General features: G+C 46.8%; 19 protein-coding genes. 7 read left to right on the top strand and 12 right to left on the bottom strand.

What is annotated here, in order from left to right; translation table 11 throughout:
- The first annotated feature begins 93 nt into the window (after positions 1–93).
- A complete protein-coding gene (locus tag ACX5J7_RS00735; RefSeq protein ID WP_012516705.1) occupies positions 94–1935 on the top strand; it encodes a bifunctional acetyl-CoA hydrolase/transferase family protein/GNAT family N-acetyltransferase in 1842 nt (613 codons plus the stop codon).
- Entirely contained in the window at positions 1932–2912 is a 981-nt protein-coding gene (locus ACX5J7_RS00730) for a histone deacetylase family protein (protein ID WP_012516706.1), read from the top strand. Before ACX5J7_RS00735 ends, ACX5J7_RS00730 begins: the two co-directional genes overlap by 4 nt.
- 42 nt (positions 2913–2954) lie before the next feature.
- On the opposite strand, the gene ACX5J7_RS00725 is transcribed toward ACX5J7_RS00730, so the two are convergent.
- From ACX5J7_RS00725 to ACX5J7_RS00715, 3 genes are all read right to left on the bottom strand, one after another.
- Positions 2955–3698, bottom strand: coding sequence for a MauE/DoxX family redox-associated membrane protein (locus tag ACX5J7_RS00725; RefSeq protein ID WP_012516707.1), 744 nt, complete (start codon positions 3696–3698; stop codon positions 2955–2957).
- Positions 3699–3819: 121 nt separating this feature from the next.
- Positions 3820–4338: a DUF6436 domain-containing protein gene (locus ACX5J7_RS00720; protein WP_012516708.1), complete on the bottom strand. Its 519-nt coding sequence runs from the start codon at positions 4336–4338 to the stop codon at positions 3820–3822.
- A 32-nt stretch (positions 4339–4370) separates the two neighbouring features.
- Positions 4371–5852 carry a methyl-accepting chemotaxis protein gene (locus ACX5J7_RS00715; protein WP_462835279.1) on the bottom strand — a complete coding sequence of 494 codons (1482 nt, stop codon included), beginning with the start codon at positions 5850–5852 and terminating at the stop codon, positions 4371–4373.
- Between the two features lie 165 nt (positions 5853–6017).
- On the opposite strand from ACX5J7_RS00715, the gene ACX5J7_RS00710 reads away from it, so the two are divergent.
- Positions 6018–6890, top strand: a complete 873-nt coding sequence (locus tag ACX5J7_RS00710; protein WP_474116000.1) for an ATP-grasp domain-containing protein — start codon at positions 6018–6020, stop codon at positions 6888–6890.
- Between the two features lie 141 nt (positions 6891–7031).
- On the opposite strand, the gene ACX5J7_RS00705 is transcribed toward ACX5J7_RS00710, so the two are convergent.
- The 4 genes from ACX5J7_RS00705 to ACX5J7_RS00690 all read right to left on the bottom strand — a co-directional run bounded on the left by ACX5J7_RS00705 (position 7032) and on the right by ACX5J7_RS00690 (position 12548).
- Positions 7032–8324, bottom strand: coding sequence for a DUF3300 domain-containing protein (locus ACX5J7_RS00705; protein WP_474115999.1), 1293 nt, complete (start codon positions 8322–8324; stop codon positions 7032–7034).
- Between the two features lie 168 nt (positions 8325–8492).
- The gene (ribA, locus tag ACX5J7_RS00700) at positions 8493–9107 is read right to left on the bottom strand and encodes a GTP cyclohydrolase II (protein WP_012516712.1); all 615 of its coding nucleotides are present in this window, start codon (positions 9105–9107) and stop codon (positions 8493–8495) included.
- 132 nt (positions 9108–9239) lie between these two features.
- Positions 9240–12077: an EAL domain-containing protein gene (locus tag ACX5J7_RS00695; protein WP_020742654.1), complete on the bottom strand. Its 2838-nt coding sequence runs from the start codon at positions 12075–12077 to the stop codon at positions 9240–9242.
- Between the two features lie 153 nt (positions 12078–12230).
- Positions 12231–12548 carry a DUF3630 family protein gene (locus tag ACX5J7_RS00690; RefSeq protein ID WP_012516714.1) on the bottom strand — a complete coding sequence of 106 codons (318 nt, stop codon included), beginning with the start codon at positions 12546–12548 and terminating at the stop codon, positions 12231–12233.
- 104 nt (positions 12549–12652) lie between these two features.
- Between ACX5J7_RS00690 and ACX5J7_RS00685 the strand changes: the two genes are divergently transcribed.
- Positions 12653–13321 carry a glutathione S-transferase gene (locus tag ACX5J7_RS00685; protein ID WP_012516715.1) on the top strand — a complete coding sequence of 223 codons (669 nt, stop codon included), beginning with the start codon at positions 12653–12655 and terminating at the stop codon, positions 13319–13321.
- A 14-nt stretch (positions 13322–13335) separates the two neighbouring features.
- Here the strand turns inward: ACX5J7_RS00685 and recQ are convergent, their stop codons facing one another.
- Positions 13336–15177: a DNA helicase RecQ gene (gene recQ / locus ACX5J7_RS00680; protein ID WP_012516716.1), complete on the bottom strand. Its 1842-nt coding sequence runs from the start codon at positions 15175–15177 to the stop codon at positions 13336–13338.
- 346 nt (positions 15178–15523) lie between these two features.
- Between recQ and ACX5J7_RS00675 the strand changes: the two genes are divergently transcribed.
- Entirely contained in the window at positions 15524–16861 is a 1338-nt protein-coding gene (locus ACX5J7_RS00675; protein ID WP_012516717.1) for a magnesium transporter, read from the top strand.
- Positions 16862–17048: 187 nt separating this feature from the next.
- A complete protein-coding gene (gene rarD, locus ACX5J7_RS00670) occupies positions 17049–17963 on the top strand; it encodes an EamA family transporter RarD (RefSeq protein WP_080652882.1) in 915 nt (304 codons plus the stop codon).
- A gap of 24 nt (positions 17964–17987) precedes the next feature.
- On the opposite strand, the gene ACX5J7_RS00665 is transcribed toward rarD, so the two are convergent.
- Both ACX5J7_RS00665 and uvrD read right to left on the bottom strand, forming a co-directional pair.
- Positions 17988–19268, bottom strand: a complete 1281-nt coding sequence (locus ACX5J7_RS00665; RefSeq protein ID WP_012516719.1) for a GGDEF domain-containing response regulator — start codon at positions 19266–19268, stop codon at positions 17988–17990.
- Positions 19269–19310: 42 nt separating this feature from the next.
- The gene (gene uvrD, locus ACX5J7_RS00660; RefSeq protein WP_012516720.1) at positions 19311–21482 is read right to left on the bottom strand and encodes a DNA helicase II; all 2172 of its coding nucleotides are present in this window, start codon (positions 21480–21482) and stop codon (positions 19311–19313) included.
- A 427-nt stretch (positions 21483–21909) separates the two neighbouring features.
- Here uvrD and cysE point away from each other — a divergent pair, with 427 nt between their 5' ends.
- Entirely contained in the window at positions 21910–22716 is an 807-nt protein-coding gene (gene cysE, locus ACX5J7_RS00655) for a serine O-acetyltransferase (RefSeq protein WP_012516721.1), read from the top strand.
- A 91-nt stretch (positions 22717–22807) separates the two neighbouring features.
- On the opposite strand, the gene ACX5J7_RS00650 is transcribed toward cysE, so the two are convergent.
- Together ACX5J7_RS00650 and xerC are read right to left on the bottom strand one after the other, a co-directional pair.
- Entirely contained in the window at positions 22808–23548 is a 741-nt protein-coding gene (locus tag ACX5J7_RS00650; RefSeq protein WP_015065945.1) for an HAD-IA family hydrolase, read from the bottom strand.
- Between the two features lie 21 nt (positions 23549–23569).
- On the bottom strand, positions 23570–24490 hold the full coding sequence (xerC, locus tag ACX5J7_RS00645) for a tyrosine recombinase XerC (protein WP_012516723.1): 921 nt from the start codon (positions 24488–24490) through the stop codon (positions 23570–23572).
- Positions 24491–24492: the final 2 nt, after the last annotated feature.

The following is a 24492-nucleotide window of genomic DNA, read 5'->3' as shown; positions in this document are numbered from 1 at the left end:
GACCAATCGCTTATAGCGCTTTTGGCTTCAAAAGCAGGAATGGGCGTGTTTTTATGGCATGATGAGATATGGCTATGAACAGGGCAGATGGAAATGACATGTAGTTTACCTCAAGCGCCACAGTGGTCTTCTTTAATTAAATCTGGTTGCCGTGTCTTTGTTGGCGGGAACGCGTCAGTACCTCACGCACTCGTGCAGCACCTTATTGATAACAGCGAAGGTTTTAGTGATATAGAGCTTGTGCACATGCTGGCATTAGGCGACACCCGCTGGGTGAAAGAAGAGTACAAAAATTTATTTAAAGCGAACACCTTCTTTATTGGTGGTGATACGATGCGCAAGGCCGTAGATGAAGGGCGCGCAGATTATACGCCGGTTTTCCTGTCTGAAATTTCAAGTTTGTTCAGCGATGGTACCCTTGCCCTTGATGCAGCGCTAGTGAACGTAAGCCCCCCTGATGAATTTGGCTATTGCTCGTTGGGGCCTGCGGTAGATATCGCTATGTCGGCCATTAGGCAAAGTAAAAAAGTCATCGCCCAAATTAACCCGCAAGTGCCTAGAACATCTGGGCACTCCTATATTCACATTAGTGAAATTACCGCCTGTATCGAGGCAGAAGAGCCACTGGTTGAGGTGTCGCCGCCGCCAATAGATTCGGTCGCTGAACGGATAGGGCAGTATGTTGCTATGCTTGTTGACGACGGGGCGACGTTGCAATTTGGTATTGGCAAAATTCCCAGCGCCACCTTAAAGTATTTGTGTAATCACAAAGACCTGGGTATTCACAGCGAAATGCTGACCGACAGCATTATCGAACTGTTGGAGTCGGGCGCAATTACGAATAAAAAGAAGACCTTTCACCCGGGTAAGATCGTCACGAGCTTTGCTATTGGCACGCGTAAACTTTACGACCTAATTGATAGTAACCCTCATATTGAATTTTACCCAAGCAGCTATGTGAATAAGCCTACTAACATAGCCAAAAACGATAATATGGTGGCGATAAACAGCGCATTAGAAGTGGATTTAACCGGGCAAGTGGTGGCCGACTCTCTAGGGTATGACTTTTACAGCGGCATTGGCGGGCAGGTAGACTTTGTCACTGGCGCGTCTATCAGCAAGGGCGGAAAGGCGATCATCGCGCTGCCGTCTACGGCAAAAAATGAAACCATTTCTCGGATAACTCCGCGTATCAGTGAAGGTGCAGGCGTAGTAACGTCCAGGGGCAACGTGCAGTATGTGGTAACGGAGTACGGCATTGCGTCGCTTAAAGGCAAAAGCATTCGTGAGCGTGCATTAGAGCTTATTCGTGTTGCTCACCCTAAATTTCGCGCAGCCTTGCTAGAAGAAGTTCGTCAGCATTATTGGGTGCCTCATTACCAAGAAAAGTACCCTACCGATATACCCGAATTAGGTGCTATACAGCTTAAAAAGCTCAACATACAAGGCGAAACCTTCTATATGCGGCCCTTGAACCCCGCTGATGAGCGGCGTCTTCAAGAGTTTTTCTATTCCCATACCAAAGAAACGCTGAGGCTGCGTTATAACTACGACCCTAAACAAATGTCTCGTGAAAAGTCATGCAATTTGGTGTCGGTGGATCAAAGCGCTGATGCTGCCTTATGCATTGTAAGGCAAGAAGGCTCTCGCATTACCATTCATGCGGTGGGACGTTTTTACTATAACCCTGATGACAATACCTGTGAGGCGGCGTTTGTAACCAGGGAAACCCAGCAGGGCAAAGGGATGGCAAGTCGGCTTTTAAACGAGCTTATCAACGTTGCCAAGGTACGGGGCATTGCAAAAATGATGGCCTATGTACGCGGTGATAACAGTCCGATGATAGCCATATTTGAACAGGCCCAATTCAAAAGAAAATTTACTGGCGACCCCAGTGACATAGAATTAGTACTCGATGTGGCTTCACTGACATGACAATAAAAATATTTCGCGGCAAACATGGCACTAAACACGATTTGGGCAAAGACCACCCAGAGTCGCCCGACCGCTTGTTTGCCATTGACGATCAGCTCCTTTCCTCTGGTTTAGACATGGTGTGTGAACACGCAGATGCTACGCCTATTGCTGAAGCTTACTTAACGCTTGCCCACGACCCTTACTATGTAAAAAGTGTATTTGAACAGGCTGCTCAGGCAATGTTTAGCGACCATGAAAAAACGCAATACTCAGAAAGAAAGGACAGCGTAGCCTGGCTTGACGAGGACACAGGCTTAATGCGACATAGTTTAACCGCGGCGTTAGAGTCGGCGGGGGCAGGCTGTAATGCGGTAGACTGGGTGATGGATGGTGAAGACCGGCAAGCATTTTGTGCAACCAGGCCGCCGGGCCACCACGCCACTTATGATAGTGCGATGGGTTTTTGCGTTTTTAATAACATTGTTATAGCTGCCCGTTACGCACTTCAAAACTATGGGCTTAAACGCGTGGCGATTGTCGACTTTGATGTTCACCATGGCAATGGCACCGAGCAAATTGTTGCAGGCGACCAACGCATAATGCTGTGTAGCAGCTTTCAGCACCCATTTTACCCCCACAGTGGCTCACCAGTGTCGGCCAGTAATATCTTGTCTGTACCTTTAGACGCAGGAACCACTGGTGAGGTATTTCGAGAAAAAGTGCAGCACTGGTTTGATGCCCTTCGCAACTTTCAGCCAGAACTCATCCTAATATCGGCCGGTTTTGATGCTCATGCAGAAGACCCAATGGCTCACTTGCGGTTAGTTGAAGATGACTATTTCTGGGTAAGCGAGCAGCTGCGAATTATTGCCGATGAGTGCTGCAAGGGGCGCATAATCAGCATGTTAGAGGGGGGATATGATTTAAGCGCATTAGGGCGCAGTGTTGTAGCCCACCTTAAAGGGATGAGTCGCCCGTCATCGATAACCCCTTAGGGACGAGGGCGACGTTCTGCGGCTTAGCTCGAACTAACTATGTTAGAGGGCGAGCCAGTTAACCAACATATACAGGCCTGCACCAAACATGGCGAGATTCTCTGTTAACGAGATAAAGCCAAGGGGCAGGTCTGAATTACCGCCAACGCAGGCACACTTAAGCTCTCGCTTGTCTACATATACTGCTTTTATGACAGATACAGCGCCGATTGCACCAATGAATATAGAAACTGGCGATACCATAAGCGCAGGTAGCCCGGCGAGCATGCCTAAACCAGCGTAGGCTTCAGCAAAGGGGTAAACATAAGCGTAACGCACGTGCTTCATTGCCAGCAGATCATAGGTGATAAACTGGTTTGAAAACGCGACTAAATCCTGCAGTTTCTGTAAGGCGAGAATGACCATAGTGATACCGATAAAGTTCATCACAAACGGTTCTACATCAGCGGCTAGGCCGCCTTTTAGCATAAGTGCAGCTACCATCAATGCAGCTAACGAGAAAATAACGATAATGGGCGTATAGCGAGACCCAAATTCACTTTCTTGCTTTAGGTTAAAATAATCTCTTAGGTCGTCGTAACCGCCAATGCGTTTGTCATCAATAAAGGTTTGGGGCGTGGTTTTTACCTCATGCTTTTCTTTAAATGCATCGGTTTCACTGCGAGTCGTTAAATGGTGGTCGTTAACCTCAAAGCCTTTTCTTTCCAGCAAGTCTTTCGACTTGAGCCCAAAAGGACAAATATGGTTCGGCATGACCATACGATAAAGGGTGGCGCGTTTAGACATATTCGACTCCTTGTAAACCTTGCTGTTTTACATTACATGTGAGTAAGAAATACCCAAATTTGACTGTATTTCAGACAATAAATGACTTTACAAGAATAGCTTACATAATTTGTGCCAGTGACTAGCAGAAGCAGCCTTGGGCATCAGCATTAATGACGGCCCCGTTATAGGGGGATTGGGTGGCGTAGCTTACCACTTGCTCTACTAGGTTTTTACCTGTAAAGCAGCCGTAACCTGTGGCGTAGGGGCCCAAATATCGCAGTTGATTTTGATTATCCAGAACGATAAGGGCGGGGACAGCGTGAAGCATGGCTTGTAGTGCTGGCACTTCGTCTATGTTAAGCCTAACGCTTTGATACCCTTCGCCAAGCGAGGCTAACAGCTGGTTTTGATGAGGCGAAGTAAGCGATTCACAATAGCAGCGCGAGGTTGTGCCTACATGAACAACTGAGCCCGCCTTGATGTTTTGATGGTGAAGCAGTTGAACTAGCTTTGTATCGAAGCTAGGCGCAGTGCTAAGGTGAAGAAGCTTTCCGTCTGGATCAAACGAAGACAACTGGCGCTGGCCATACACTAACAGGGCGGTGAGCAGGCTTACCGCCCATAATGCTAACAGTGCCCAGCCTAGGTGTTTTCGCATGTTTCCTAGCGCCTATAATTCGCCGATAACCATTAAAGCTTAAAGCGCTCGATGGCGCTGCGCATGCGCTTAGAAACTTGTGACAGCACTTCAACTTCTTCGGCAAGAGACTCGGCTGTTGCTAACTCTTCAGAAGTGAATTCGCTTAAACGGGCAGTGCTTTGTGCAATAGAGGCTGACGCAGTTTCTTGTTCAACGGCCGACGTTGCAATTTCAGTCATGCTCTCGCTCGCCTCGCGAATTTGCTGCATAATCTCAGTCATCGCCGACGTTGCGCTGTCACTAGATACCACGGCTTCATCGACAAGCTGAATACAGGTTTGCATTTGATCTACCGAGCTTGCGGTTTGCGCAACAAGTTGCTCGGTAATACTGGTAATCTGGTCAGCACTTTCTTTAGAGCGAATGGCGAGGGTACGCACTTCGTCGGCAACCACCGCGAAGCCTCTACCGTGTTCACCTGCGCGCGCAGACTCAATGGCCGCATTTAAGGCTAGAAGGTTAGTTTGTTCAGCGACTGCAGTGATTGAGCGCATTGCCTCAGAGATATGCGAGCACTGCTCGTTAAGGGCAGAGTTTGTATCGGCCGCTGCATTAAGCGTATGACGAAGCGATTCAATGGTACGACTGGAGTTGGAGATGCTATCGCGCGTGCTTTGAGAAGACGTTTGTGCAGCAGACGCCTTATCGCTGGCAAGGGTGGTTTGCTCAGTAGAAAGCTGCATGGTTTGCGCAATCTCTTCAGATGATGCCGAAACCATCGCGAGCTCTTGGTCGGTATTGCGACTGATCTCGAACATATTATTCGCCGCCGACTCCATCTTATTGCAGCCATTGACTACATCATCGGTAAGGTTTGAGGCCAGTTCAATTAGCGACTTCACTTGGTCAATGAGTTCGGCGAAAGGCTTCACAATGTTACTTTGACGATTTAATGCTACTGTTAAGTCGAGCTTGCCGTCACTTCGCTGCATGTTATCAATGGCTAAACGCAATTCAGCGGCGCCTGCACCTTCTTGGTGGCTTTGTTTTGCCATGTACATCAATACACCACCTTCAGCTAACGCAAACGCTGCATGCATGAGGAGAATTGAAAAGCTAATGTGCCCTTCTTCGAAAATGAAAAGTGGCGCGCCACCCGCCTGTAAAAAGAAAAATGAGATATGGTGAACGGCTACCACAGCCGTACCCGTTGCTATTACTTTCCAATCTCTAAAATAGGATAGAAACGCGAGTAATACGAAAATTTCAAAGTGCACTTCAATCAATCCAAACGACTGGTGAATATGCAATGCCGTAAGTAGCTGCACCCCAATGGCCATGGCGTGGCGGCTAAGTGCAGAATACGGCGACTGAAAGCTTAACATTAGAGGAACCGCTGCGATTGGCACGCCAAAGATAAATGCAGGTAACAATTCTCCGGTAAATACGCCAATTGCAGCAGCAATGACGAGCTGAACAACGATTACTACGCGAAAAATTTTATGACCTTCAAGGAGCCAAGGGTACTGCATGCCATTCTCCAACAAGTGTTTGGATTAAAGTGTAGGTTATAAGCGTGGGCTGTGCTAATTTCCTTCAATTTTACGTAAGGTCTAGATTTTGCGCCATTTAACTTTAGGCTAGTCGTGAATCGTTACTTACCTCAAGTCGTCTCTACTATTATCAAGGAGCCTTTTATGCCTTCAGTTGCCTTTCTTTCCACAGATAACCTTGAAGACTTTTTTGTCTATGACGAATTACTCATCCCTTACTTCAATCAAAAGGGCTGGATAGTAGACACCATATCTTGGCATGCGGCGTCGGTGAACTGGGACGCTTTTGACTATGTTATTGTAAGAAGCACTTGGGATTACCAGCAAGATGCCGATGCGTTTCTGTGTTGTCTTAAACAAATAGAAGCCTCCCGCGCCACACTGTTCAACCCTCTTTCTCTTATGCAGTGGAATATAGAAAAGTATTATCTTAGAGACTTAGAAAATAAAGGCGTTCCCATTGTAGAAACGGTGTGGGGAGATACCTTTAATATCACTGTTATAGACGATGCCTTTTTGAAGTTCGATAGCGATACCCTCGTCATAAAACCGGTTTTAAGCGCTAATGCCGACGATACCTTTAAGCTATCGCAAGACGCGTGGGAGAGAGATGCACACCTATTAAGTGAAACCTTTGGGCAGCGAAATTTTATGGTTCAGCCCTTTTTAAATAGTGTGGTAGAAGAAGGGGAATACTCGCTGTTCTACTTTGGTGGCGCGTTTAGTCACGCCATTAAAAAAGTGCCCAAGCAAGGGGATTTTCGGGTGCAAGAAGAGCATGGAGGAAGCTTACACTTAGTTACTGTAGACAGTGAACAATTGGATATTGCCCAAAAAGCGCTATTGGCGATGCCTTGTGAAGCGCTCTATGCGCGAGTGGACTTGGTTCGTCAAAAAGGGGAATGGGCCATCATGGAGTTGGAGCTTATCGAGCCATCGCTGTATTTTAATTTAGATGAGCAGTCGCCACTTCGCTTCGTCGAGGCATTAGTCAATTGTCATGAGGCGCAGAGCTAGAGGAATACAAAAAGGGCTTGCAAAACCTTCTCTGCAAGCCCTTAAAAATATCATCGCAGGTGGCGGATAACGCTATTAGCGTTGCGCGGTTGTTTAACATTCCTTTTTAAAGTGTCGTGAAAAAAGACCGTCAATAGACATTCAGTGCTTATCACTATTGCCTCTCGAAACGCTTCGTTCTACTCGAGATACCTGCCGATTGGATTTCTCCCGTTTTACTGGTCTATTGTTGTTTGCTCGCTCAATACGCATTGGCTTAGTACTTTCCCGTGCAATCGAGCGATTCTGTGGGCTTGTTTTCTCAATGTGCTGGCGATTAACGTGTCGTTTAGGTAAGCGCTGTATCTCGTCTTCTCGATTAGCAAACCGTTTCGGCGCTTTTACTGGCGCTACGCTTTTTGCATTATCTCGTCTTAACTGCTTTAACGTGTTGTTTCTTTGTGGCTTTTCACTTCTAACATGGGATTGGTTTCGTTTTAACGCGTGCTCAATCGACGGCTTGCGATTTATTGTACCTTGCTTGTTAGACAGATGCTTTGCCCGGACCACGCCCGCTTTTTCAAAGCGTGAAGGGGCGCTATGCACAACGGGGTTTGAGTAGCGAGCACGGCGATGCACCGTATTGTGTTCCCAACGGCGATAGTCCTTACTTACTACACGCTTTCTGGGACTGCCACGATAATACCGGCGCACGGGCTCGCGGTGAATCACCACATGGCGGTTATGCCAGTGAACACTGCCAAAAAAGAAAGCGGTGGAAAGATGTATACTGGGTGACCAAAATACATTGCTATGGTGGTGATAACTTACCTGATGGCGCCAGCGTACGGGCGATGTTGTATGCCACCAATGACCGTATACAATGTGGGGGTCGTAGTAGGGCACATATACCACTTCTCGCTGGCGGGGCTCGATATAAATGACTTCACGGGTGTGCCGGCGCTCGGTTTCAACTTCAATATAGTCGTTAGTCACCAAGTTGCCTGTATTATGGGCGTGTTGGCGAAGCACCTGCACACGGTCAAGGACCCGGCTTTGGTCAATTAGCACATTGTCGCCAAGTTGCTGTAACCACTGAAGATCATTCGCCATGGTGTTAAGCAAGTCAGTAAATGACGCGAGGGCTTTTACACTGGGGTCCCAACTTACATTGGCAAGTACATTATCTACCTGTTGAGGCGTAAGGTGCTTATTGCTTTGACGCCAGCGATCGGCGGCCACCACATCTAATGGATAGGTGGCAGCTATCAAGATATGGGTAAGTAATGTATCTGGGTACAGCGCTATGGGGGCAAGCACGCTGTCTAATTGCGCATCAGAATACTGCTGCGTAGATGCAGAAGTTTGGGTTAAGCCCGTACTGGATTGTGCTAAGGCAGGCAGTGCGGCTGTGCTTGAAAGCGCAAAGAGTACAGATAAGGTTATGCTTTTCATACATTCTCCTTACATTGCCATTAGGCGGTTACGACCGCTTTTTACGCGCAATGTGGTAAGTCTGTATACGTTATAACCCACCTAGAATTAACCCAACCTGAATAGAAAACGCCCACGTAGTTTGTGGGCGCTTTACGAGATTATTTGGGCTCGTTTACTTAAGCATATTTATTTGAAAACGTGGGGGTCAAAGGCGTGACCTAGCTTCTCCGTCTTTGTTTTTAAATAATTTTTATTGTCTTTGGTAATGCCGTGATCAATAGGCTTTCTCGCCACCACGTCAATACCTAATGCTTTAAGCGCCGCCAACTTTTTAGGGTTGTTCGTCATCAGCTCAACGTGTTTTACGTTTAGCGTATCCAACATAAGCTTACAAATATCATAGCTTCTTAAATCGGCGTCAAAGCCGAGATGTTCGTTAGCTTCAACCGTATCCATGCCGCTATCTTGAAGGTTATAAGCACGAATTTTATTTAAAAGGCCTATTCCGCGCCCTTCTTGTCGCAAGTAAAGCAGTACACCATGACCGTTATCAACGATATTTTGCATGGCTTTTTCTAGCTGGAAGCCACAGTCGCAACGGGTACTAAACAAAGAGTCACCGGTTAAGCACTCTGAATGAATACGAATTGGTACCACGTCATCTTCTTTCCACTCTCCATAGGAAAGGGCAACGTGCTCTTGGCCGCTGGCTTCTACAAAACCGTGTATTTTAAAATCACCCATACGTGTGGGTAATTTTGCGGTACTGACATATTCGTATTTAGGCTGTTTGCTGCTCATGTTACTTCTACACTTTGGACAGTAGGCAATAAGTGGGGACGACTTCTTTTTTTGCAAGTCTACCACTTTATTATACGCGAGTTGATGCTTGTGCTATCACTTTTTTCGCGCAGTGTGCATTACGAAAGGTTATTACAGGGGTTTAAAATCACGTAGTGGGGCAGGTTTTGCAACGCCGTACCCTTGGGCAAAGTCGACACCCATTTTGCCTAACTGCGCCAGAGTTCCTTCATTTTCAACAAATTCGCCAACGGTCTGCATGCCCATCGCTTTCGCAACATCATTAATTGACGCGACCATGGCGGTGTCTACACTGTCGTTGAGCATATCTTTGATAAACATTCCGTCAATCTTAACCTGGTTCACCGGCAAGCTTTTTAAGTAGCTGTAAGAAGAGAACCCGCTGCCAAAGTCATCAAGAGCAAATGAGCATCCCAGTCGGTTGAAGGTGCGCATAAAAGAAAGGGTGTCTTCCATTTTGATAATGGCGACCGATTCGATGACTTCAAAACACACCTTGTTGTAAGGAATATTAAAGGTTTCAAAGGCATTTAATATGAATAAGGTGAAGTCTCTATCTGCCAAAGAGTGACAGTTAAGGTTGATGCTGCAACGCTTAAGCTCAGCAAGGTGTTCAGGGTTTTCCGATAGCCATTTAAACGTATTGGTCACCACCCATTTATCGACGTTCACATTCATCTCAAAACGTTCTGCGGTAGGCAAAAAGTTAGCGGGCTCTACTAAGTTACCGTTCTTTTCTCTAAGTCTTAATAACACCTCGTAATAGTGACCGTCGGTGGTTTGATTTAATGGCCTTAGTGACTGGTAATAAAGCTCGAAGCGACCCTCTTCTAATGCGTTGTTAATCGACGATACCCAGTCGAGCTCTCGCTGATAACGCTGCATACTTTCGTCGTCTTTATTGTATCTGTGAACTTGATTTCTGCCTTGTTCTTTCGCGAAATAGCAGGCGGCGTCAGCCATACTCAAATACTGTCCTGCGTTTACCTCTGTGTCTTCACACACCACCATGCCTATACTCACGCCCAAATTGAAAATGCGGTTATCCCACATAAATCGATAGGCCTGTACCGCATTTAGTATTTTTACCGCGTTTAGGTATACTTCGTTAGCATCAACGTCTGTATAAATGACGCCGAACTCATCGCCACCGAGTCGCGCTAGCAGCGCTTCATCATGCAAGGTGTTCTCAATTAAGCGGGCGATGTCTTTTATCAACACGTCGCCGGCTTTATGGCCGCAGGTGTCATTGACAACTTTGAAGCGGTCTAAATCCATAAAAAGTATGCAAACCGGAATATCGCTTTTTTGTGAGAGCTTTTCTCTAAAGTCAGTTTCAAACTGGCGTCTGTTGTATACCCCGGTAAGCGAATCGTGAGTAGCTAAGTATTGAAGGCTTAAGTCAGACTGTTTTTTCTCAGTAATATCAATGATAGAACCGTAAAGGAAATTACCGTCGTCGCTTTCTCTCATCTGGCATGACAGTGAGAACCAAAACTCACTACCATCTTTGCGTTTTCCACGAATTTCTTTACCCGTTACATGACCTTGTTGAGAGACCTCGCCAAGTAGCACTTGTCTGTCTTCTGGCGAGGCGTAGAAAACTTTGGTGCTGGCAGCATCGGCAAGCATTTCCTCTTCGTTCTCGTACCCAAATACCTTACACATGGCAGGGTTTACCGACTTTAGCTTTCCATCCCAGGTAGAGGTGTAATGTCCCTCGGCTGAATTTCTGAATAGATCATAGAAGTGGTTTAAGTTTGAAATAGTCTCTGCTTGCGTAGATAGCTGATCCTGATTTTTGGCTTGCTCCTTGGTAATGACAGAGAACCCTAGACACAAGAACCCCAAGGTGATGAACAGCAGCATGCCCATGGCAACATCAACCGTATAAATAAGGTCGCTAAATAAATTCAGAGTGACTAAGGCATAGAACGCGAAAAACGACAGCCATGCTAATGCGTAGGTAGTGCTAACCACACGGCTGACCTTGTCCTTAAATAAAAGGGCTAGTGCCACGTGGTAGAGGCCCATAACCGCTATAAGCAGTAGCAGAGATATTGTTGTGGTATAGGCATCAACGGTTAAGCAGTAAATGGTAGCGGCGATGGGCGCAGCATAATTAATTGCACGCAATAAAAAAGGCACGCGAGGAAACAGATGATGGGTTACTTTGCCAACGCACAGTAAAAGCATGCCGAAGCATACGGCGAAAAAGTTCTCGCTGGCATTCGTTAGGTTGGGCCATACGGCTAAGCCACCTTCGGTTATAAAAAGCAGTGCGATAATGACTAAGGTTGTCATAGTGAGCCAGAACCGAGAAGGAATACGCTGATATAAATAGGAAAATAAAAAATAAAAGGCGATAAGCGACATCACGCCTGCTACTGCACCTAATAGCGTAAGCATATTGGTATCGTGCTGATGAAGCCGATCTCTTTCCCATAGCGCGATTGGAAAATACTTAAGGCCGTCATCTTTAACAGCAATTAACAGTCTCGCATCTTGATAGGGCTGAAGTGTAAAGGCGAGGCGTATATTTGGCAGGGGTTGGCGCAGCGAGTAGTCCCCTTTACCGGCCTGATAGCGATAAGATTTGATAATTCGCTGACTGTCGTCGAGCAAGTAAATTTGTAGGTCGTCTATGTTTAGTCTATCGATATTAAGCACTAAGGGAATAGGGCTGTAGCCAGTGTGTTGAAGCGATGTTGAATACCACACCCGCTTATTAGTGTTAGGTCCTGGCGAGGGGGCAACGGCGCTGCCGCTTAGAATATCAAAGTAAGTCGTGCTGCTCGGCGCTTCTAAACGCTGGGCGAAATGATTAATAATGTCTCGCTCGAACGATTCATTGATAACCAGGGGACTACTCGCGAAAACATGAAAGCTAAACATTACCCAACTAATGAGCAAAGCTGATACATACTTTGTTAGCCGGGCTAATACCACTTGTTAATTCCTTCAAGCGCTTAATCAGAGGATGCTTAATTATCAAAGATAAAACGTAGAGTCGCTAAGTCTACTGATTCCTCGCGTGTTTTCTTTAGAATAATACGAGTTTGGCTGAAAAGCCAAACTCGCAACTCTGTGCAGTATGTCGTGCTATACGCTTTGAAGATAGTCATTAATGACGCCGGGAGACTGCTGCGTGCCTATAGGTTCAAGCCAGATGGCTTCACATAGCCATTCTATACACAGCATGCATTGTAAGTCAGTATTGCTCGATTGTGCCGTAAGTATGGCTTGAAAGCGATCTGCCCCCCAGTCTGCCTCAGATAGTGTGAAATTAAATAGCTGGCAAAACTGCTCTGCCCACTGCTGCGTTTTAAGTGGAGTGGTGGGCAGTGAAAGGCGAATTTCTACGCTGTGTTCGCTAACTACTGTGTGTTGTCGAATGTCATTTATGGTTAAAACCGGCATAGAACTTATCAATTTAGTGGTTTTATAAACCCGCTTGGGCAAAAAGAGGTATATAGTACATCACAATAACAAAAGCGTTAAACCAAGCGTATTAAGGACGGGGTATGCTAACACTTCATCATTTGAATAACTCTCGCTCACAGCGAATTCTTTGGCTACTTGAAGAGCTGGGGGTAGAGTACAAAATAGAATTTTACCAAAGGGACAGCCAAACTAACTTGGCGCCTGACTCATTGCGCGCGGTGCACCCGTTAGGACGCTCTCCCGTACTCACCACGCCACATGGTGCAATTGCAGAATCTGGCGCTATTGTAGAGTATCTCGTGCGCAACCATGCGACCGCGTCGTTCACTGTTCCACAAGACCCCGAAGCACTTCAGCAATATTGGTTCTGGCTGCACTTTGCAGAGGGCTCGCTAATGCCGCCACTGGTGGCTAATTTAGTTCTGGAGAAAGCACGTCAAAAAGGGTCTAAACCATTTTTCATTAAGCCAATTACTAATAAGCTGATAGATGGCATCATAAACGCTTATTACGGACCGAATTTGGCGCAAAGCTTGCGTTATGTAGAATCTTACTTGGCAAAGAATACCTGGTTTGCTGGTGATGAACCCACCGGTGCAGACGTACAAATGATATTTCCGTTGGAGTCATTGGTAGCAAGTGGTCGTGCAAAAGACTTTAGTGCTATTCAAGGGTATGTGAAACGGGTTCATGCCAGAGAGACATATAAAGCCGCCTTAGAAAAAGGTGGTGAATACGCCTATGCCTAGCGCTTATAAGTGCGCTAGTGCTCGCGGTTGATATAATCGTCGATAAGTTGGATAAAGGCCTCGCCGTAGCGCTCTAGCTTGGTTTGGCCTACACCGCTCACATCTAGCATAGTGTTGCGCGTGGTAGGCAGTTTGCACGCCATATCAACTAAGGTTGCGTCACTAAATACCACGTAGGGCGGCACCTCATTCTCTTCTGCCAACACTTTCCGTAAGTGCTTAAGACGAGTGAATAAGGTTCTGTCGTAGTTGGCAGGCGCTTGCTTCGCTTTTTTCTTATCCGGTTTAAACTCAAGTCGCGGTACAGCAAGCTGAACGTCCACTTCGCCTTTAAGAACTGGGCGGGCCGCTTCTGTTAACCGCAAGGCCGCATGAGCGGTAATATCTACACGAATAAGGCCTTTGTGCACAAGTTGATTGATAATGTTGTGCCAATAACTATCTGATTTATCTTTACCTATACCGTAGGTAGAAAGCTGGTGGTGCCCGGCTTCTTGAAGTCGCCTAAGCTGCTTTCCGCGCAGCACATCGATGACGTATTGGCTTGACGCCTGCTGCGAAAGCCGCAGTACACAAGACAGTACTTTTTGAGCGATAACCAAACCGTCAATCATCTTTGGCGGGTCTAGGCAAATATCACAATTGCCACAGGCGCTGTCACTAAACTGAGAAAAGTAGTTTAGCAAGACTTGCCTACGGCAGGTTTGGGCTTCAGAGAAAGCTTCCATTGCTGCGAATTTCTGCAATTCTATTTGGTTGCGCTCGGCAATCTCACCTTGCTCTATCCACTGCTTTACACGGGCAGCGTCTTTTTCATCAAACAATAATAAGGCTTCAGATTCCAGACCGTCTCGCCCAGCGCGGCCTGTTTCTTGGTAGTAGCTTTCTACACTTCGCGGCACATCGTGATGCACCACATAGCGCACGTTAGATTTATTAATGCCCATGCCAAAGGCCACCGTGGCTACAACGATATCGATTTTGTCATTGAGAAACTGGCGCTGAACAAGCTCTCTCTCGTCGCTATCCATCCCTGCGTGATAGGCCGCACATCGAAAGCCTTGTTTGAATAGCTTCGCGTGAAGGTCGTCTACTTTTGCCCGGCTGTTGCAGTAAATAATACCGCTGCCTTCCTGCTGCTTAACATAAGCAACCACTTGGTCGAATGCCTTGTACTTGCTCATTACCCGATAGCGTATGTTGGGTCTATCGAAACTACCTTTGTAAACCAAAGGGGCGTGCAAGTTAAGCTGGGTGAGTATGTCAGCTTGCGTTGCCGTATCTGCGGTGGCGGTTAGCCCGATTACGGGAATAGAGGGAAAGCGAGATTTAATTTGGCCAAGGGCGCGATAGTCTTGCCTAAAGTCGTGCCCCCAATGAGACACACAGTGCGCCTCATCGATAGCAAAAAGCGCAATGTCGGCATTGGCAAGCGACTGCTGAAAATAGTACTGCATCAAACGCTCAGGTGACACATAAAGCAGGTCTAGCTTTCCTGCCTGCAATGCGTCGTTAATACCCGCTTGCTCATCGGCTTCTAACGTGGAGTTTAGGTAAGCTGCTTTTACACCTAAGGCCTTCAGCTGCTCTACCTGGTCTTGCATCAATGATATAAGCGGCGACACAACAATGGCTGTTCCATTTCGCACCAGCGCAGGAATTTGATAACACAGCGATTTACCGCCACCAGTAGGCAGCAGCACGAGTGCGTCTTTACCTTCACATACGCGGTGAATGACTTCGCCCTGACCGTCGCGAAAAGCGTCGTAACCGAAGACATCTTTTAAAATGCGTTCTGGTGTTTTTGCACTTTGCGTGTTGGAGCTTGATTCAGATGGAGCAATTGCAGTTGTCATGGCGCTGGATTTTACGCGTTTTTAGCGATGTCTTCACGGGGCAATTTAAAAAACTAGACTAAAATTCAGCGATAGCCTTTCTCATCAGGCACTTGTGTTACCTGGTGGTATATTTAATGAACAAAACTAATAAGCAGAGTAAATGAAATACGGTGCTATAATTCGCAGCGCAGTATGCCGGTGACTTGCAGGATGAAATTGCATCATGAAAAAAGCGAACATATTGCCTTAAGCACAGGTACCTATATGCTGGAGTAGGATGCTGCTTAGCGCGTGTAACGCCGCCTTGTAGCGCCAAAGCTCGACAAGTGCAAGTGATGTGAGTGGTATCAACGGGAGATGTAATATGGCAGAGCCATTACCAGATTTAATTGAAGAAATTGTTACCGACAGCATGGGTGATGACCCCGCCACCTTATTGGCCGCGTTAGCCGGGCAAGACGAAGTGTATATCGCATCGCTACTTGAATCTTTGCCTGTAGAAAAGCGTTTGGCGGTGTGGGAAGGTATACCTCGCGACCGCAAACTCGATGTGCTTGTTGAGATGCGTAGCGACCCTCGTGAAATTCTCATCGACAATACACCACATAATGAATGGGCCTCCATTTTTGCTGATATTGATGCCGAAGACTTGCTTGAGCTTCTCGACTCATTGCCAAAGCGACTCGTTGATATGGCTTATGAGTCTCTCGACTCAAAAGAACGTAAGTATTTTAGAGAGGCCACTCAGTTTTCCGATAATCAAATAGGCCACTGGGTAAATCACGAACAGTTGGTGCTGCCTTCAAACGCTAAAGTGCGTGAGGGGTTGCGCTTGCTTAGGCGAGATGTTCCCCAACATTGTGACAGCATCTTTTTGGTTAACCGTTCAGGGCAGTTTTCGGCGTTAGTTAAAATAAACCATTTGTTTACGGCCCAAGATCACGTGTCGCTTTTCGATTTGTCAGAAGAGAATGTAACCACGATCCAAGGCGAAGACGACACCATGAACGCTTCGTTGCTGGTACAGCGCTCTGGGCTTGCCTCGCTGCCGGTCGTTGATGAAAATAATAAGTTGCTGGGCCGCCTTGACGTGTCTTCAGCGAGTGAACTGGTGAATGAATTTTACGAACGCCAGGTAATGTCATCGGCGGGTATGGATGAGGACGAAGATTTATTCTCGCCGGTTGCTAAAAGTGCGAAAAACCGTGCGCTATGGCTAGGCATTAACTTGCTTACTGCTTTTATGGCCTCGTGGTTTATTGGTTTATTTGAAGGCACGCTGCAGCAGGTTGTCGCGCTTGCCGTGCTTATGCCGGTGGTGGCGAGCATGGGCGGTATTGCCGGTAGCCAAACGTTAACCCTTATTGTTCGGGGCTTAGCGCTCGGTCAGGTCACACCGGCTAACTTACGGGCTCTAATGGTAAAAGAGCTGAAGGTGGGCGGCGTGAACGGCGTGATTTGGGCCTTGGTGATTGGCGTTGTCGCGTACTTTTGGTTTACTGACGCCATGTTAGGGGTGGTTATTTGCCTGGCGATATTGTTCAACATAGTCGCGGCGGCACTCGCGGGTGTGTTTGTGCCTGTCATCTTAGATAAATTAAAAATAGACCCTGCGCTATCAGGCTCGGTCATTCTTACTACAGTAACCGATATCGTTGGCTTCGTAGCGTTCCTTGGTTTGGGGACCCTCTTCTTACTTTGATGTTGCGTCATTTATCGCGGCGTCGTTAACCGCTTCAGAGACGGTACAAGGATGTACTGAAGGGATAACCTTGTTATGCCGCTTGCTATACTCCCTTTGCCGCATAGGAAAGCGGTAAAGGTTGTGTATTGAACAAACCTGATAAACAATACGCGCCTTCTAACCCTTTATGTCTTTGGAGCCAGCCTTGTCAAAGCAAGCCAGTGCCGCTCAAGTCGGTGTTATTTGCGCTATTGCCGCATACAGTATGTGGGGCGTTGCGCCTGTTTATTTCAAGCAATTAATGGTGTTGCCGGCAGCTGAAATCCTTATGCATAGAGTGATATGGTCGGTGGTGCTGCTTGTTGGTTTTATCGCTGCGTTAAAGCAATGGCCTAAGGTTGGTGCAGCCTTTCGCAATAAACGGGTTATGCAAATCTTGTTCGTTGCCGGGCTGTTACTCGGGGCTAACTGGCTTTTATTTATCTGGGCGATTAATAACGACCACATCTTGGATGCCAGTTTAGGGTATTACATTAACCCGTTAATTAACGTGTTTTTAGGGCGGCTTTTCTTAGGTGAGCGGTTACGCAACTTACAGCGTGTTGCGGTTGGGCTTGCTGTTGTTGGCGTTGCCATTCTTATCTTCTCTTACGGTCATGTACCTTGGATTGCCTTGGTGCTTGCTGGCAGCTTCAGTGTATACGGCCTGCTCCGTAAGCAAGTGGCGGTAGACTCACTGCCTGGCCTTTTCATTGAAACCTTGATGTTATCGCCGTTAGCGATTATCTACTGGCTATTCTTTGGTTCTGAATATAGCAACCTATTTAATAATGACGCCACGCTAAACACCCTTATCCTAGCAGCTGGTATTGTTACTACAGCGCCATTACTCTGTTTCACAGCGGCAGCAAGGCGCATTATGTATTCAACGCTAGGCTTTTTTCAGTATATCGGGCCAACGCTTATGTTCATTCTGGCGGTATATCTATACGGCGAGCCGCTAGAAGAGTCTAGGCTGGTTACCTTTGGTTTTGTATGGATAGCGCTTATCTTATTTAGTGCCGACTCATTGGTGAATTATCGCAGTCAGCGCAAGGCGCAAAAGCGCTTTGCAGAATAGGTGCTAAAAAAGCAGAGGTCTTGGCTAAAGCAGTGAAGCTTGTTCTTGATAAGACGCCCCTGGCGCTTCGCACTTTACTTGGTTTCTGCCATCGTGTTTTGCCGCGTAAAGCTGTTTATCGGCTAAGCTTAAAAGCTTATCTACCCGTTGGGTATGGGTGCCACTCACGCCAATGCTGCAGGTAACTTTGATATCGGTCTTAGGAAGTTGAATAACTTCGGCTTCTACCACTTTTCTGAAATCTTCTAAGCGTTTGCAGGCGTTCTCTAGTGTTATTGACGGCATGTAAATACAGAATTCTTCGCCGCCAAATCGAGAAATAATTTCGTCAGGGAAATAAAATTCAATTAGCGCTGCTATGGCCTTTAGTACGATATCGCCCGCATCGTGACCATGGGTATCATTGATTGATTTAAAAAAGTCTAGGTCGATAAGGGCTAGCGCATGATTTTCTAGCAGCTTTTGGTGCTGAACCGTTACCATGTAAAAGAAATGACGCCTATTGGGCAGCCCCGTTAAATAGTCTGTATTGGCAACGCGACGAATCTCTTCCACACTTTCAATATACTCAACGTTTTGCATAACCCGGCATAAAAACTCTTCGTGGCAGTAAGGCACACGCAAAAAGTCATTTGCGCCGCTTTTGATGAAGTGGGCCGACATCAACATACCTTTGCCTCCGGCTACTCCCATAATAGCTAGCTGCTCTTTCGAAAAGGCTTTGCGAAGACTAGAAACAAAATGTGTCCCTGTCATGTCGGGAAGTGTGTTGTCGGTAATAACCAGGCGCACATTATTGTGCTCCGACAAACACTGCATTGCATCGGTGGCGGTTAAACATTCAAAAGCGATAAAGTTATGGCGCTGAAGCAGTGAGACCGTTTTCGTTCTTAGTACTCGATTAGTACTTACTACTATTACGCCGGTAGACTTATTTTTTTCGAGTCGGCCAATAAGACGATTTAAGTAATCGTAGTTTTGGGAATTTTCTTTAGGGATATAATCGACAACATCACGTTCGAGGACTTTGTCGCGAATGGCGCTGTCCAAACTCTCGGTAGTGGCTATGGTGGGGATGAAGGATTTCACCGTAAAGTCGATAGCCTCGCCTTTACGGGCATCAGGTAGAGAATACGCTACAATGGCGCACAGAAACGTTTCTGGCGCATCTTTTTGCGAAAAACGCGCCTTACCTTCTGTTAATGAGGTCGCGCCCACGGGCGTAAGGCCCGCGCGACGGACTAATTTCGCAATCAGTTCAAGGTTGCCTTCACCATTTTCAAGGATCAGCACGTGTTGCTGCATACATTTCAACTTAAGGTTAGGCTACCTTGCCAATGAATAATTTTACGCTTTCTCCAGCTTTGCGTAAGCAAGTACTAGCCATTTGCTGCCAAACTCGTCAAAGTTTACTTGAACGCGGCCGTGCTCACCACTTCCTTCATAGTTTAGAACAATCCCTTCACCGAATTTACGGTGAACCACACGCTCACCTAAACTAAACCCGGTTTCTTCAAAGCTTGCATGCGACGTCGCCTGACTAAAGCGATTATGCACTGGGCGGGAAATCGTCGATTTTAGCCTTACTTCTTCCACGCAATCAGAGGGCATTTCGCGAATAAACCGAGACGCCGTATGGTATTTGTCTTGACCGTATAATCGGCGGCTTTCGGCGTAAGTGATATACAATTTTTGCATAGCCCTTGTCATACCAACATAGCAAAGTCGGCGCTCTTCTTCCATTCGGCCAGGCTCATCGTTGGTCATCTGGCTAGGGAACATGCCTTCTTCAACCCCTGCTAAGAATACCAGTGGAAATTCTAGGCCCTTAGCCGTGTGAATGGTCATCATTTGAACGGCATCTTGGTCTTTATCTGCCTGTGTCTCCCCCGCTTCTAAAGACGCATGCGCCAAAAAGGCAGCAAGAGGCGTCATTTCTTCGGCCTCTTCAGGCACGATAAAGGTTTTACAGGCGGTAACCAGCTCTTCCAAGTTTTCTAATCGCGCTTGTGCTTTCTCGCCACGCTCTGCTTGGTACATGGCGTATAAGCCAGATTGTTTAATGGCTTTATCTGCTTGCTGGTCTAGTGGCTCATCTAACGTGGTCTGTTCCAGTTCAGTGATAAGCAATACAAAGCTTTGCATTGCGTTTAGCGCGCGACCTTTAAAACCGCCTTCATTAATAAGTAGCTGACAGGCTTGCCACATAGAACAGTTATGCATGCGCGCGGCGTCACGCACCTGCGATAGGGTTTTCTCGCCAATACCTCGACTTGGTGTGTTTACCACGCGCTCAAAGGCTGCGTCGTCGTGGGGATGGCTAACCATGCGTAAGTAGCCTAGGGCGTCTTTGATTTCTTGGCGTTCAAAGAAGCGCAAGCCGCCGTAAATGCGATAAGCGAGGCCTTCATGAAGTAAGGCTTCTTCTAGAACACGAGACTGGGCATTGTTTCTATATAAAATTGCCGTGTCGCTAAGGGCATTGCCTTGGTTAAGCCAATCTTTAATTTTCGACACGATAAAGCGGGCTTCGTCTAACTCGTTGAACCCCGCGTAAACAGAAATGAGTTCACCTTGTGCGTCTTCAGTCCAAAGTTCCTTACCTAAACGGCCTGTGTTGTTGTCGATAACCGTGTTGGCGGCCTTAAGAATATTGCCCGTAGAGCGATAATTCTGTTCAAGGCGAATGGTGTTTGGCTTATTAAAATCTTTAAGGAAATGCTGAATATTATCTACGTTTGCACCACGCCAGCCGTAAATTGACTGGTCGTCGTCGCCAACAATCATAATATTGTTGTCACCGCCACTACATAGCATACGAAGCCATGCGTATTGAATGTTATTGGTATCTTGGAATTCGTCAACCAGTACCGCGCGGAAGCGGCGCTGATAATGGGCCAATACTTCGGGGTTTTTCGCCCACAGTTCGTGAGCACGCAAAAGCAACTCCGCAAAGTCAACTAAGCCTGAACGGTCACACGCGTCTTGGTATGCGGCATATACCTCTCGCATGGTTTTTTGAATATGATCGCCATGAGTTTCAATGTGCTGAGGACGTAAACCTTCATCTTTATTACCGTTTATGTACCACTGAATTTGTCTAGGCGCCCAATGTTTTTCGTCTAAATTCATGGCCTTTAGAATTCGGCGAATTAAGCGATACTGATCGTCTGAGTCGATAATTTGGAAGTTCTCAGGCAGGTTGGCTTCAGCGTGGTGCGCGCGCAGCAAACGGTGTGCAAGGCCGTGGAAGGTACCAATCCACATATTGTGCAGGCTGCGGCCCATCAAAGACTCAATACGGCCACGCATTTCTTTTGCTGCCTTATTGGTGAAGGTAACGGCCAATATTGAGAAAGGCGCGATGTTTTCGACTTCCATCAACCACGCTATACGGTGCACTAATACACGGGTTTTTCCGCTCCCTGCGCCCGCAAGTACTAAAGCGTTAGACAATGGGGCTGCTACTGCTTCACGCTGTTTGTCGTTAAGCTCGTCTAGCAGTCGAGATACATCCATAGTGTGGCACCTGTTAGTTGATAGTGTTATACATTCAGCAGCGGGCTATTATGCCATCTGCCTGTTAATTTATACAGTCCAGTTTTGCTGCCGGCTTCCAGCGCGCACGTGTCTGCTGTGAATCGAATGCTTATTGAAACAGTGCCGGGGTAAGAATGCATGCTTATAAATAAGCTACATTGTTTCAACGTTGGTTATAACGGTTATTAGCTATAACGAATTAATTCGATAAATTGATCGAATTGTGAGCTCGGGCGGTATCTCATTGGTATTGAATCGTCTAAAACTCAGGTAAACTTTCACCCTGAATTCAGCTTTTTTGCATTTTACTGCTAAGGCCTAACACGTTTTTGTAGCAGGCGTTTAGCTATGCTTACAGTCACAATTTCCAGTACACGAGACTTTCATACATTAACGGGACATGCTCATGACCGCACTATCTACGCCCATCGATTTTTGGTCGACGTTAAAACAAGAAGCGCAAGTTGTTGCAGACAAAGAGCCGTTGCTGTCGAGTTATGTTCATGCCAGTGTACTGGCGCACCACAACTTTGAGTCGTCTTTAAGCTTTATTTTGTCAAATAAAATGGCTGATGACGTTATGCCTGCGCTGGCAATTCGCGAAGTGTTCGACGAAGCTTACCTGCTTGAGCCCGGTATCAGCGAAGCGGCCAGTGCGGATATACTGGCGATCAAAGCGCGCGACGCCGCAGTGAATGATTTTTTAACGCCGCTACTGCACTTTAAAGGCTTTCACGCTGTTCAAGTTCACCGCATGGCCCATTACCTTTGGCTTCACGGTCGACATCAACTGGCCTTGTTTCTACAAAGCCGTAATTCAGCAAGCTTTGGGGTGGATATTCACCCGGCGGCCCGCATAGGTAAAGGGGTGATGTTTGACCATGCTACCGGCATTGTTGTGGGTGAAACGGCGGTAGTTGAAGATAACGTGTCTATTTTGCAAAGCGTTACCTTAGGCGGTACGGGTAATGAGTCTGGTGATCGTCATCCTAAAATTCGCCAAGGTGTGCTGATTGGCGCAGGGGCTAAAATCTTGGGCAATATCGAAATAGGCGAAGGTTCAAAAGTCGGCGCAGGAAGTGTTGTCCTTAACAATGTACCTGCCCATGTAACTGTGGTGGGCGTACCTGCGAAAGTTGTTGGGAGACCTGTTTGTGAAAGCCCTTGTGAATCTATGCGCCAAAACGTATTAGAGGACAACTCCCACGTTTGATACCCCTCTAATATTGGGGGGTCAGTGTACTTTAACGCTGCACCCCTTTTGATGCGGGTAAATGTACTCTGACCCTCACTGTTTTTATTTGCTATAGAAAATGCGTTAACTCGCTAAGATTATTCAATGCCACATGAGGCAGCACGCTAACAGGCTCATTGTGTAAGGTCATTGGTCTGTTACACGCAAACCACGCGGCCTGATACCCGGCGTTAATCGCACCGTAGACATCTTTAATTATGTTATCGCCCACATGCAGTATGTGCTTAGGCGCTACATTCAACCGTGCTGCGGCTTCATCAAACATATGCTGTGCGGGCTTCATGGGGCGCGACGTGCTGGCATGCAATATGGTATCGAAATAGCTATCAATACCTATTTTTTCAGCGTTAACATTTCCGTTTGTAATGCCAACTATCGGTAAACTTTTACTGACTGCTTTAAGGGCGTTGTGAACGTCCTTGGCTAGGGTAAAGTCGCTTCTCGCGTCATAGAAACAATTAAAGCAAGCTTCTACCGCTTCCGTTAGCTCGCCTTCTTTTTCCAACTGCGTTGTTATCTTGTCTGGCGCGGTGTTAGAGAGTGCAGCTGTGAGTACTACGCGGCGTAACTGACCCATATCTGACGCTAAGCGTTTGTCTTTAGCAATGGCCGCACGCTTCAGTGACAGCCAGTCGCTAGCGGAGAGTGCTGCGGCATGTTGATGGTGCTTTGCAATGTGTGCTTCTAACGCTTTTTCGGCGCGGCGGATAATAGGGTCGTTATTGTAAAGGGTGTCATCAAGGTCGAATGTCATGGCCTCGACCTTATTGATAGACCTAAAAAACTGCATGGTTACAACCTTAATCTAGCTTTATTTTTTATGCGCCCGGGGGTGAGCTTCATCGTAAACATTGGCGAGATGCTGAAAATCTAAATGGGTATAGACTTGTGTTGTCGACAGGTTAGCGTGCCCTAAAAGTTCTTGTACCGCGCGCAAATCACCACTGGACTCTAATACGTGTGTCGCGAAGGAATGGCGCAATTTGTGAGGGCTAACTTTTTGCGACAGCGAATGCTCTTTAGCCATTTTGTCGAGTCTATTTGCCACTTGTCTGTTAGAAATACGGGTTTTGCGTTTGCTAACAAATACCGCGCTTTCATAAGGCGAAGCGTAAGCAGGTCGCACTTTAAGCCATGCGTTTAACGCTTTTTGTGCGTGACGACCTAACGGTAAAATGCGTTGCTTACTCCCTTTACCCATAACTTTCACCGTGCCGTCTTTAAGGCAGTCGGCCAAATTTAAGCCGGTTAGTTCGCTTAAACGCAATCCGCAGCCATAGAGAAGCTCAAACATAGCCACATCGCGAAGCTGCATTCCTTCGTCTTCATCGCTGCTTTGAGGCGAGGCGTTGAGCAACTGCTGCATTTCATCAACACTTAATTGCTTAGGGAGCGGCTTGCCTTGTTTAGGGGCTTGAATACCTTCTACTGGATTGCTGAAAAGCTGTTGATGTTCAATAAGGTATTGGCAGAATGTGCGAAGGGCAGAGAGCCGAAGGGCAATACTTCGAGGGCTATGTCCCGACATTTTAGCGTCGGCCATGACCCGTTTAATATCGCTTGGCGTTAAGCCTGACCATTCGTACAAACCCAATAGTTTTGCAACTTCAGTTAACTGGCGTTTATAGTTTTTAATGGTGTGAAGAGATAAGCCGCGCTCAACCTGAAGGTGAAGCAGAAATTTATCTAGCCATTGTTGGCAGGGTTCGCTAATAAGCGCGTCCGTAGACACGG

It is taken from the genome of Alteromonas infernus (assembly GCF_902705815.1).
Note: the sequence above shows the minus strand (reverse complement) of the source record. Positions and strands in the feature narration are given on the sequence as shown.